The sequence below is a fragment of the Paenibacillus sp. N3.4 genome, from assembly GCF_008017805.1.
Lineage (GTDB): Bacteria > Bacillota > Bacilli > Paenibacillales > NBRC-103111 > Paenibacillus_E.
Genome location: NZ_VRTT01000023.1, coordinates 82,341 through 94,089, shown reverse-complemented (window position 1 = coordinate 94,089; position 11,749 = coordinate 82,341). Strand labels below are relative to the sequence as shown.

The window sequence follows — 11,749 nt, the reverse complement described above, 5'->3', positions numbered from 1 at the left end:
TTGGGAGAAAACCAGTTAAAGTATTGAATTTTTCGTAGTATTTGATCTATTCGCAACAGTAGTTTTGGGGACTGAGATATCTACAATGAATCGACAGCCACCCTAGAGTTCTTATTGATGAGAAATGAACCTATCCATTCATCTAACGAACTGAAGCGACGTTATGGAGTCAATAAGTAGTGAATTGAAAAACTTTTACTTAAAATAATGCGTCTGGAGTTCGTTAAAACGATAACTCTTTGTATTTTGATCAAATAAGGCTTACTGAGTTCCTTAGGTGTCCCCATCAAAAATCAGAGGCTCTCAAAATGTTGAAAGCTGAACCCGACGCCTTAAGCACTTTCGGAGTTGAATAAAACGCTTAGAAGCTAGCTAACCATCTCCCTGCATCATAAGCAGAATAATCACAGGCAGCCGAGACTTTCGATACCCAGTGATTCTTCATAATTAGAGTAGCTAGCCATGATTACGCTCATCGCAAAAATCTGCTAGAGTAGTTTAACTCCTCATTTTCAACAAAAAATCGGGTTAAGCATCCGCTTAGCCCGTATACTACATGTAAATTAGTTAGAAAAGTGTAACCCTTCAGTCCTCTCCTGAAAACTTATACTTTCTATAATTTTGAAAAAAAAGAACCTGTTGACGAAAATCGTCAATAGGCTCTTTCCTTCATCTCAAAATTAAACTTCTACAACTTCCACTTTTTCCATCAAATCTTTACCTTTAAAACCATCAACAAACTCCATGCCTTTGGATACTTTTCCGAAAACGGTATGTTGTCCATCCAAATGCGGTTGTGGTTGATAGGCAATATAGAATTGGCTTCCGCCTGTGTTTCTACCTGCATGAGCCATAGCCAGTGAGCCGCGCTCATGTTTGTTTGGGTTGATTTCACAGTTGATTTGGTAGCCTGGGCCACCTGTTCCTGAACCTGATGGGCAACCGCCTTGAGCAACGAAACCTGGAATTACGCGGTGAAAAACAAGACCGTTATAAAAACCAGAGTTAGCTAATTTTTCAAAGTTGGCAACGGTATTAGGAGCATCGTTCTCGAATAGATCGATAACAACTTCTCCGCCACCTGCGAGTTTAATGTGTGCTTGTTTGGCCATGTTTGGTCCACTCCTTTAGACAATATGCACTTATTCTACTATGAATAAAACTATTTCACAAATTGCGTCGAAACATTGCTTTATATTAAACCTTTTGAGCCACTTGTTGCATTCTAGCCGGGATCAAGTCATTCCCTACGATGTTATCAAAAGATTCGCGTTTCACGACGAGATCACTTTGCCCATCTTTTACGAATACAACACCTGGACGTCGAATACGATTGTAATTGCTAGCCATTGCGTAGTTATATGCGCCTGTGCAAGATACAGCCAGGACATCGCCGGCATTTACTTTCGGCAAGTTTAGATCCCAGATCAGCATATCGCCGCTTTCGCAGCATTTGCCCGCGATGGAGACGATCTCTTCCGCTTGCTCAGTTGCTCGGTTAGCAAGCAAAGCTTCATATTTGGAATCATATAAGGCTGGGCGTGGGTTATCTGTCATCCCGCCATCAACCGCTACATATTTACGAACACCCGGGATGTCTTTGGTCGTTCCTACGCTGTAAAGAGTCGTTCCTGCGTCGCCCACGATACTGCGGCCTGGCTCAACCCAAATTTCCGGCAATGGGTAATCATTGCTGCCGAAATTGTCTTTGATCGCGTCCGTGATCGCTTTTACATAAACGGATACCGGAAGCGGTGTATCGCCTTCCGCGTAACGGATACCGAAACCACCGCCAAGGTTAATGACTTGGAATGTAACATTCGTTTCTTTACGAACTTGCACAGCAAATCCAGCTACTTTCTCAGCAGCCATACGGAAACCTTCAACTTCAAAAATTTGTGAACCAATGTGGGAGTGAACGCCCAAGATTTCCAGGTTCGCCAACTGGGAAGCTTCTTGAATCGCGCGGAGCGCCGAACCATTACCCAAGTCGAAACCAAATTTGGAATCGGTTTGCCCTGTGGAAATATATTCATGTGTATGCGCCTCAACACCCGGCGTAATACGCAGTAAGATTTTCACTTTTTGGTTTTTTTCAGCAGCGATGGCATTCAACATTTGAAGCTCAATAAAGTTATCTACAACGAAACAGCCGATTTTAGCATCAATCGCCATTTCGATTTCATCGATTGTTTTGTTGTTGCCATGGAAATGAATACGCTCAGCAGGGAAGCCTGCTTGCAGCGCTGTATACAACTCCCCATCGGAAACGACATCGAGGGACATCCCCTCTTCATCGACGATACGGCACATAGCCATTACACAAAATGCTTTGCTCGCATAAGCGACTTGGAATTTCAATTCGGAAGCCTTGAACGCCTGAACGAATTCACTGCAGCGCTGACGAACCAGCGCTTCATCAAATACATATAAAGGGGTGCCATATTCAGCAACCAACTGCGTTGCGTCGACACCACCGATTTCGAGGTGGCCTTGATCATTTATTTTACTGGTACCATGTAAATACATAGCTTGGTTTCCCCTCTCCCTGAACCATTATCTTGTCATTTTCCGCTTAAGCGGGCTATGCGCATTACTACTTAAAGTACCATATAGAAAGCGCTTTTGACAATACACGCTTCGACAGAAAAACAAAAAAGGACAAGAAATTCTCTTGCCCTTTTTTGGGTATTTAGGACTTAGGCTGGCGTGTGCCGTCAATGGGTTTCGTGATGCTGAGACGCGTTTTCCCAGCAAGTACGGGGCGCCGAACCAGAATGGCGAAAAACCCTTTGGCATTAAACGGAATAAACGGCCACATGTAAGGGGCATTGAAAGAACTGCGTGTCGCCAAATGATGATCCATGCTGTTGTCCCGATGATTAAACCAGGTACATGAAAGATAGCCACCGCGATTAGCAGAATCAATCTTGTTATCCGATTAGCCAATCCCAATTCGTAACTCGGTGTAGCAAACATGCCTATTGAGGCTAGCGCCAAATACAAAATCACCTCGTTAATGAACAACCCAGTTTTGACCGCGATATCCCCAATTAATATAGCTGCAACCAGCCCCATTGCCGTTGCTAGAGGAGTAGGCGTATGAACAGCTGCCATCCGCATCAGATCGATGCCAATATCGGCTAGCAGAAATTGTACGAGCAAGGGTAACGTACCCTCTTTCTGCGGACCCAGAAACTCTAACCCAGCAGGCTTCAAATCAGGCTGCATGACCATGAGAAACCACAACGGAAGCAGAAACAGCGATGCCATGATGCCTGCAAAACGTACCCATCGCAAATAGGTGCCAATAAATGGGGTTTGCCTATATTCCTCTGCGTGCTGCACATGATGAAAAAAAGTCGTTGGTAAGATCATGACACTTGGTGAAGTATCCACAAAAATACAGACATGTCCCTCCAACAAATGTGAAGAAACAACATCGGGCCTCTCCGAATATCGAACCATCGGATATGGATTCCAACCTTTATTGATAATCGCTTCCTCCAACTGTTTTTCAGCAAGCGGCAGCCCATCCATCTGAACCTTTTTGATTTTTTCTTTCACCGCTTCCACAAGATCTGCGTCCGCAATGTCATTGATGTAACCGATGCATACATCCGTTTTGGTCCTTTTTCCGATCTGGGTAATCTCAAGCTTGAAACGTTCATCACGTATTCGTCTTCTAACTAAGGTAATATTCGTTAATAAGGTTTCAACAAATCCATCTCTAGATCCGCGTACGACCCGCTCCAAATCTGGTTCGGCAATGGAACGAACAGGATAGCTTTTAACGTCAATCGTAATCGCTGCTGTTTCGCCTTCGATGAAGAAAGCTGTTCCACCCATCAAGACTTGACCCACAACTTCGGACATTTTCTTATAGGATTTGACTTGAATATGCGGAATCAATTTCTCCATGAACGTTTCTAACGTGTGGTAATCAACATCTTCTTTGTCTGCATAGGTAAGTCTAGTAATAATATCGGTAAGAACCGTATCCTTCGCAAATCCATTGCAGTAGAAAATACCTACTCGCTTAGAACCATAGACCATCTGTCTGAGAATAAGATCAAAGCTGCGATTCAGTCCAACACGTTCTTCCAACACCCGTTGAACTTCTTTAATTGTTTTGGGAATGTTTTCCTGGATCTTAAGCGCCTTTTCTTCTTCGGTCATGTCCCTTTCCGGGTTGTATGGGGATAGATTTCCTTTCTCATCGATAGCTAGCTTGTCCGTTTGATCACCCGGTTTTTTGGGTTCATTCTTATCATTTGTTTTGACTTTCCTCACAATGATCTTCATTTTCTGATGCCTCCAACCACGAAATTAATAAAATAGCCATTCAAAAAGGGAACCAAACACTTTGCCGAATATCATGGCCATTAGCAGCAAAATCATATAGGAACCCATCCCTACCCGTTTGGCAAGGATCGGCAGCACGTTAATGATCTCTGTTAACGCGGCTGCCAGCATACCGACGAAGCAACCCGCGAATACCCCAACCAAGGCTGTTCCCATCGGATTGAGATGCAGCTTGCCCTCACCGAAATCAACCCAAGTAAAAATAAGAGAGCCCGCAACGACAGCGGCTTCATACGAGTGGATATGAGAGAAGGAGCGCGTGATTTGTGCCAGTCTTGGGATTATATCCAGTACGACAAGAAAAGCAACCATCCCACTGCCTACAGCAATTCCACCTGCAAGTCCAACAAATGCTGCCAGTAGGTTTCCCCCAAGAAAAGCCATCATTTCTCATCTCTTCCCTCATGAATTTTGGTATACTCTTCCGTAATTACATAATGGTTAAGATTTTCCTGATACATGAACATTTCAACTTCCAATGGACTTGGTTCCTCGTTGAATTTTTTCTTAAATAAATGATTGAAAAATATGACCATACCGACACCAATGCCCAGCGAGTATGGAATTTGCAAAAAAAGTGGACGCTCCACTTTTTTCCCTGTCATGAGTTCATATATCCGTTGGTGGACTTGCAGCATGGAAACATCCGCATGAAAATTCATAATCGCCAGTCCAGATCCAATAAACAAAAGCAGCCAAACCAAACCAATCAGGATGGGGCTTGCTTTTTTATTATTCGTAAAAATTTCTATCAACACATGAGGCTCCCCAAAATGTTCGATTTGCAGCTCCGGGTACGCCTGTTTCACTTTACGGACAATAAGCATCATATCAATCAGAACACGATTGCCATCCTCCTGCCTAGGCTGATGAATGATAAGCTTTTTTAACGATTCCTCATATTCCGGCTCCACGATAATTTGCGCGATATGGCATAAATGCACAACACTTCCTTTACGGATGCGGGCTCTGCGGCGCAGTCGAATATACAAACAGGGAGTTTCTGGATTGACCATCGTCTCACTCCTTTTTGGCAATCTCGGTGCAAGCACTATTTTCTACGATCGTTTGGAAAGTTAAATGCTTATCCCCTTTTATAGGGGTAGTATGCAAAATCTTTCAGCTCGATAAACACCTTCTTCTTTGGTAAATTCTCCAGGAATAAAGGTGTCTCCGACTTGGCATAGTAAGATTGAATAACAATAACTTATTCCATATAAAGAAGGTGATAACATGGCGAAATTAGCGTTAACACTTGTCATTATTGGCGCGCTGAATTGGCTCTTGGTTGGGCTTTTCGAGTGGGATTTAGTTTCTGCTTTATTGGGGGGAGATTCTCATCGGGCATCCTCGGGTCTAAGTCGGATTGTATATGCGATTGTAGGACTATGCGGTTTGTACTGCATAAGATTTTATTTCGACGAAAGATCTTCCGTCCGATAAACACGGTGGATGCCTGCAAGGATAAACGACTTCGTCGTCCTTCATGGACGAGCGAGTTTGACAAGGTAGATGCGAAGCAAATGTATAGACATATACATTCTTATCTGCTTAAAAAAGCCGCCATACTCCTCTATGCGAGGCTTAGTGGCGGCTTTTACTCACTTTACATATAGGACGAAGGCTGTGATTGATAATAAGGTTGTTGGTTCAAATGTGCAGGGGTCGGCTGCTGTTGTAGAAATTGATGCGTATCCTGCTCACTTTGACTATACTGTTGGATTTGTTTCTCAATTTCTTGCCGCAGCACCGGTGAGGATGGTGTGTATAGATTATGCTGCTGCATGTGATGATACAGGTTCGCCTGTGCGTTTAGTGTACTCTGGAGCAGGTTCGTAAACAGTTGACGAACATGCTGACAATTCGCTTCCGTTGCAGCTGTCGTGTATTCCCTTGCGGTACGCTTCGAATCATTCAATAGGGTATGAAGTAAATCCTTCTCAGGCAATTGAGTCTGGCCTTGTTGCTGCATGGACGACCATTGATTCATACATATTCCTCCTTAGCTTTCTATGTAAGTGTGATTAAAGCCTATTGCTGCGGTTGCGTTGGCGCTAACTGCACATGCTGCTGTAAGGCACTTTTAAGGGCGTGATAGTGCTGATGATGCAAATTGATGTGATCCAAACAAAGCTGTTGGAACACCGGGTGTTGAGATGTACTTGCCGCGGTGGCGTTTTGTTTCATTAATAAGTCTTCATTGGTCATGGAATCCGTGATATACGCCAGCTCTTTTGCCGTTAAGCCTTGAAGTTGATATTGCATATGAACCTCCTCCTTCTCTTCGTAACTAGTCCTGATTGCTATCGGGTCGTTATGACCATTTGTTACTATTTCCACAATATGGGCAAATTATGAGCAAACTAAAGAAAAAAGCTTAACAACGCCCTTCTTACATTCCAAAGGTTAGCTTGCAAAACAAATAACCGTCCTCCACATGGAGGACGGTTATTGTCTAAAAATTTATAACGCAATCTGATCTTTGATCGATTGCAAAATTTTCTTTTCCAATCGCGATACCTGCACTTGGGATATACCTAGCCTGTTGGCGACTTCGGACTGCGTCTGATCTCGGAAGTAGCGCAAGTAAACAATCAACCGCTCGCGCTCGGAGAGGGTACCGATAGCTTCGTTCAGGGCGAGCTTCTCGAACCACTTCTCCCCCGACTCGTCGGATATTTGGTCCATCAGCGTAATGGGGTCCCCATCGTTCTCGAAGACAGTCTCGTGAATGGATGACAGAGGCTTGTTTGCCTCTTGCGCAAAGACAACTTCCTCCGCTGTTATCATAAGTTCCTCGGCAACCTCTTTGATCGTCGGAAGTCTGCCGAGCCGTTTCGATAGCTCATCCTTCGTCTTGCGAATTTTATTGGCTAGCTCCTTGAGAGAACGGCTTACTTTAAGGGTGCCGTCATCACGCAGAAAGCGTTGAATTTCGCCAATGATCATAGGCACCGCATACGTAGAAAATTTAACATCATAAGATAGATCGAATTTGTCGACGGACTTCAGTAGTCCGATACAACCGATCTGGAACAAATCTTCGGCTTCGTATCCTCGGTTCAAGAAACGCTGAACCACAGACCAAACCAGACGAATGTTGCAGCTGACAAGTGTTTCTCTAGCAAGTTGATCTCCGGATTGACTGAGGGCGATTAACCGTTTGACTTCAGTATCGTCTAAATAACTATGAGAAGCATGTTTCAGATCGACATCCATAGATCAAACCCCTAATTGTATAAAGCTTTTTTAGATTCAATTCGCTTCAACATTTTTATTTTGGTTCCGATTCCAACGGCCGTCACAACTTCCACTTCATCCATGAAATTTTCCATAATCGTGAATCCCATTCCCGAACGTTCCAACTCAGGTTTAGAGGTATAGAGAGGCTGCTTTGCTTGTTCCAAATCTTCGATACCCAAACCGTTATCTTCGATCGTAATGTGAACCACGTCATCTTCAATTTGAGTAGATATGGTAATAACTCCATCCGTTTTGTTGTTATAGCCATGTATGATCGAATTCGTCACCGCTTCGGATACAACTGTTTTGATATCCGTCAATTCATTCAGTGTCGGATCCAACTGTGATACGAAGGCGGCTACAGCAACACGGGCGAAAGCCTCATTCTCGGAGCGGCTGGCGAACTGCAGCGACATAAAGTTACGATCACTCATAGGGCAACCTCCAAACTGGAGACTGCATTTCGTTCATTATCCTGAATGGATACGATCTTGAACATACCGGACAGTTCGAACAAGCGGTATACAGCAGGGGTAACGTCGCAAACAACCATTTTGCCGCCCTTGCTTGTAATTTGCTTATATCGGCCGAGAATTACGCCCAGACCTGAGCTGTCCATGAAGGAAAGATCCTTTAAGCTAAGAATCAAATGGTTCGTATGTCCTTTGGCAATCGCATCCTCCATCCTCGCCTTCACAATGTCAGCGGTATGATGATCCAGCTCGCCTTTCAATCTAACAATCAGCGCTCTTCGGCCTTGCTCGAATTCAATTTGCAAACTCAACATGTTCACTCCTTCCCAGTCATGAAACATAAGTTTCTACAACCGAGTTGGAATTTCCTGCCACCCGACAAAACTAGAAGAAAACCGCTAAAAGTAGAAGAAAACTGCGATTATTCGCCTTTTCTCACGATTGGTCTGTATGGAATAGATTGGAGGTAGTTCGCTTAAACAGCTTCCACCAGGTCGCTTTTTTCACAGCAATCGGAGACTCCAAAGGGTATTCGGCCAGCACATTGTCGCCATTGTAAACGATAATTTTTCCGATTGGCTGCCCCAATGTAATCGGCGCTTTTAAGTTTGGAGTAAGCTGCAGCTCGTGTCGAATATTTTGCGTGGCATCGCCTTTTTTCATTAAAATGCTATAATTCTGCTTCGCTACAAGAGGAACTGTCGAAACCTCGCCTTTATTAATACTGAAATTCCCCAAATGATCTCCGGATTTAAATAGTGGGTAGTTCGTGAACTGGGCAAAGGCATAATCGAACAATTTAGTTACTTCGGCGTTTCGTGTCTTTGTGTTCGGCTCACCCAACACCACGGCAATTACCCGTAAATTATCTCTCTTGGCTGTAGCTGACAAACAAAATTTGGCCTCGCTTGTATATCCTGTTTTCAAACCATCAGCACCACTGTAGAAGCGCACCAATTTATTCGTATTTACCAGCCAGAAAGGTTTTTCTGTATCTTTTCTTAAATAGTCCTGATAAGCCCCTGTAAATTTCGTAATCCCTTCATGCTTAAGGAGTTCTCTTGACATAATCGCAATATCGTTAGCCGATGTGTAATGATTAGCAACAGGCAAACCATTACAGTTGGAGAAGTGAGTATTCTTCATTCCTAACTGCTGTGCGCGTTCATTCATCATTTGCACAAAGTTTTCTTCGGATCCGGCTATTTTCTCAGCCATTGCCACGGATGCATCATTTCCTGATGCCATGGCAATGCCCTTTAGCATATCTTGAACCGTCATTTCTTCGCCTGGTTCCAAAAATATTTGCGAACCGCCCATAGAAGCCGCGTATTCGCTAACGCTCACTTTCTCGTCCATCTTGATTTTCCCCTGATCGATTGCTTCCATAATGAGCAGCATCGTCATAATTTTGGTTATACTCGCCGGCGGAAGCTTGACATCTTTATTCTTGTCAATAATGACGCTCCCCGTATCCGCATCCATAAGTATGGCAGACTGAGCATTCGGCGTTAAATCAACCGTCGGTGCTTTCTTCTCTTCGGCATAAGCGACTGGTAATAAAAGCATCATACATAGCTGTAAACAGAGTAAACTGATCAAACCTTTTTTTGACATAGCAACTGTACCCCTCCTGTAAATATATGAAGTGAAAGTCTGACACTTACAGCATGAATTACTGCTAATCAGTGTTGACGGAATCCCTGCAAAATATTCCAACAAAGGCAAAATACCCTTTCCATGATCGACAAACGGGTTCCTGTCTGTGTAACGAAAAAAGCACTTTCCGTATTGGAAAGTGCGGGAAATTGCTATTACATGGTGGATTAGTTACACGATCACATCATAGATTAATTGAACCGGCGCTGGCTCCGTGTTCTTGATCACATATGCAGCTTGAATCATCGTCTCAACTTCGCTAATCTGCTGACGATTCGCATGAATCGTGCAGATGGATTCGCCGATCTGAACAGCATCGCCGATTTTCTTATTTAGGGTAAGACCGACAGCGTAGTCAATCTTGTCCTCTTTCTTCGCCCGACCTGCGCCTAGCAGCATCGCGGCAACGCCGATTTGCTCGGCGTCAATTTGATTGATAAAGCCGTCTTTAATCGCTAGAACCTCAAATTGGTATAAAGCTGTCGGCAACAGCTCCGGATGATCAACAACGTTCGGATCGCCTCCCTGACTGGCTATGAAGCGACGGAAGGTTTCCAAAGCTCTACCGTTCACAATAATATCACGGACGCCTTCTTGGGCTTTTTCGAAGGTATCATATACCTTTCCTAGGAGAGACATGTAGGCAGCAACGGAAATAGCTACCTCTGTCAACTCCTTGTCCCCTGTTCCTCGCAGCACGTCAATGGACTCGCGTATTTCATTAGCGTTGCCAATTTCACGTCCTAGCGGCTGTTCCATGTCCGTAATGATCGCGATGGTGTTGCGATTCAGTTTCTTCCCAATGTCTACCATGGTACGCGCCAGAATCCTAGCATCCTCCACTGTTTTCATGAAAGCGCCTGAACCAATCTTCACATCCAGCACGATAGCGTCAGCTCCGGAAGCAATCTTCTTGCTCATAATGGAGCTGGCAATTAAGGGAATCGAATCTACGGTTGCCGTAACATCGCGGAGCGCATACATTTTCTTATCCGCTGGAGCTAAATTACCGCTTTGACCCACGATTGCAATTTTGTTCGTATTTACGGCTTGAATAAAGGCTTCATTGGTCAGCTCGATTTGAAAGCCCGGAATAGCCTCTAATTTATCCACCGTACCGCCTGTATGACCTAACCCTCTACCGGACATCTTGGCTACTGGGATGCCTAAGGAAGCTACAATGGGGCCGACAATCAAGCTGATTTTATCACCGACGCCTCCTGTTGAGTGCTTATCCACTTTGATTCCCGCGATCTCGGATAAATCAACCATCTCTCCTGATCCTGCCATAGCCAGCGTGAGTGCAGAAATCTCCTCGCTTGTCATTCCCTTAAAAAATATAGCCATCAACAAAGCGGACATTTGATAATCAGGGATGTCCCCTTGCGTATATCCGCCAACAATAAATTGAATTTCTTGCTCACTCAGCATCTCGCCTGATCTTTTTTTATGGATTAAATCAACCATTCTCATCGTATTATTCCTCCATATTCAAATTGAAAAAAGGGAGCTGCAAGAGCCCCCTTTGAAAGTACAGTACTGGTTTATTGAACAACAATTTTGGATTTCATCTTGGCGTGGCCTTCACCGCAAGGAAGCACACACTCAATTTCGTACGTCCCTGGCTTATCGAACGTAATTTCTTTCGATGGGTTTTCTTTGTCCAACTTGATATTCAACCCTGTAATTTCAACAGCGTGAACGCCCTCTTTTAAAGATAAAGATACTTTCGTTGGTTCACCGCTCTTGACCGTGTAATCTGCCGAATCAAATTGCCAATTTGAAGCTACAATTTTAAGTTGTTGCATCTTGCTTGAGGCAGCATCTGCTTGTTTAGCTTCTTGACGATTGGAAATATCTTGAAAAAGGACTCCCAGCCCCAGTGCGCCTGCAAGTAAAAATAACACAAAGAAAATCCACTTTTGCATGCTTATCCCCCTCATAATGTGTTCACTTCATCTATTCTACCTAACAAGTTGAGACAATCCCATACATAGTTAGTGGCAAAA

13 protein-coding genes and 1 pseudogene are annotated in these 11,749 nt (G+C 43.9%); 1 reads left to right on the top strand and 13 read right to left on the bottom strand.

Going from position 1 to position 11,749, the window contains the following annotated elements:
* Positions 1-680: 680 nt before the first annotated feature.
* The 5 genes and pseudogenes from FU659_RS14115 to FU659_RS14095 all read right to left on the bottom strand — a co-directional run bounded on the left by FU659_RS14115 (position 681) and on the right by FU659_RS14095 (position 5,381).
* The gene (locus tag FU659_RS14115; protein ID WP_147948164.1) at positions 681-1,112 is read right to left on the bottom strand and encodes a peptidylprolyl isomerase; all 432 of its coding nucleotides are present in this window, start codon (positions 1,110-1,112) and stop codon (positions 681-683) included.
* Between the two features lie 85 nt (positions 1,113-1,197).
* A complete protein-coding gene (gene lysA / locus FU659_RS14110) occupies positions 1,198-2,529 on the bottom strand; it encodes a diaminopimelate decarboxylase (RefSeq protein WP_147948163.1) in 1,332 nt (443 codons plus the stop codon).
* 163 nt (positions 2,530-2,692) lie between these two features.
* Positions 2,693-4,305, bottom strand: a pseudogene (locus FU659_RS14105) (spore germination protein).
* A 24-nt stretch (positions 4,306-4,329) separates the two neighbouring features.
* Positions 4,330-4,749 (bottom strand): stage V sporulation protein AB, encoded by a 420-nt coding sequence (locus FU659_RS14100; RefSeq protein ID WP_397355714.1) that lies wholly within the window; start codon positions 4,747-4,749, stop codon positions 4,330-4,332.
* Complete coding sequence (locus FU659_RS14095) at positions 4,749-5,381, bottom strand: stage V sporulation protein AA (protein ID WP_147948161.1); 633 nt, start codon at positions 5,379-5,381, stop codon at positions 4,749-4,751. Before FU659_RS14095 ends, FU659_RS14100 begins: the two co-directional genes overlap by 1 nt.
* Before the next feature lie 217 nt (positions 5,382-5,598).
* Here FU659_RS14095 and FU659_RS14090 point away from each other — a divergent pair, with 217 nt between their 5' ends.
* Positions 5,599-5,808 carry a DUF378 domain-containing protein gene (locus FU659_RS14090; RefSeq protein WP_147948160.1) on the top strand — a complete coding sequence of 70 codons (210 nt, stop codon included), beginning with the start codon at positions 5,599-5,601 and terminating at the stop codon, positions 5,806-5,808.
* A gap of 163 nt (positions 5,809-5,971) precedes the next feature.
* Here FU659_RS14090 and FU659_RS14085 read toward each other — a convergent pair whose 3' ends face one another.
* The 8 genes from FU659_RS14085 to FU659_RS14050 form a co-directional block, all read right to left on the bottom strand.
* The gene (locus tag FU659_RS14085; protein ID WP_147948159.1) at positions 5,972-6,355 is read right to left on the bottom strand and encodes a spore coat protein; all 384 of its coding nucleotides are present in this window, start codon (positions 6,353-6,355) and stop codon (positions 5,972-5,974) included.
* 41 nt (positions 6,356-6,396) lie between these two features.
* Positions 6,397-6,630, bottom strand: coding sequence for a hypothetical protein (locus FU659_RS14080; protein WP_147948158.1), 234 nt, complete (start codon positions 6,628-6,630; stop codon positions 6,397-6,399).
* Positions 6,631-6,828: 198 nt separating this feature from the next.
* A complete protein-coding gene (gene sigF, locus FU659_RS14075; RefSeq protein ID WP_147948157.1) occupies positions 6,829-7,584 on the bottom strand; it encodes an RNA polymerase sporulation sigma factor SigF in 756 nt (251 codons plus the stop codon).
* An 11-nt stretch (positions 7,585-7,595) separates the two neighbouring features.
* On the bottom strand, positions 7,596-8,042 hold the full coding sequence (spoIIAB, locus tag FU659_RS14070) for an anti-sigma F factor (protein WP_147948156.1): 447 nt from the start codon (positions 8,040-8,042) through the stop codon (positions 7,596-7,598).
* Positions 8,039-8,392 (bottom strand): anti-sigma F factor antagonist, encoded by a 354-nt coding sequence (gene spoIIAA / locus FU659_RS14065; RefSeq protein WP_147948171.1) that lies wholly within the window; start codon positions 8,390-8,392, stop codon positions 8,039-8,041. The genes spoIIAB and spoIIAA overlap by 4 nt, the downstream gene beginning before the upstream one ends.
* Before the next feature lie 124 nt (positions 8,393-8,516).
* Entirely contained in the window at positions 8,517-9,698 is a 1,182-nt protein-coding gene (locus tag FU659_RS14060; RefSeq protein WP_147948155.1) for a D-alanyl-D-alanine carboxypeptidase family protein, read from the bottom strand.
* A 213-nt stretch (positions 9,699-9,911) separates the two neighbouring features.
* Positions 9,912-11,213: a pyrimidine-nucleoside phosphorylase gene (locus tag FU659_RS14055; protein ID WP_147948154.1), complete on the bottom strand. Its 1,302-nt coding sequence runs from the start codon at positions 11,211-11,213 to the stop codon at positions 9,912-9,914.
* A gap of 71 nt (positions 11,214-11,284) precedes the next feature.
* Positions 11,285-11,668, bottom strand: a complete 384-nt coding sequence (locus FU659_RS14050) for a cupredoxin domain-containing protein (RefSeq protein ID WP_147948153.1) — start codon at positions 11,666-11,668, stop codon at positions 11,285-11,287.
* Positions 11,669-11,749: the final 81 nt, after the last annotated feature.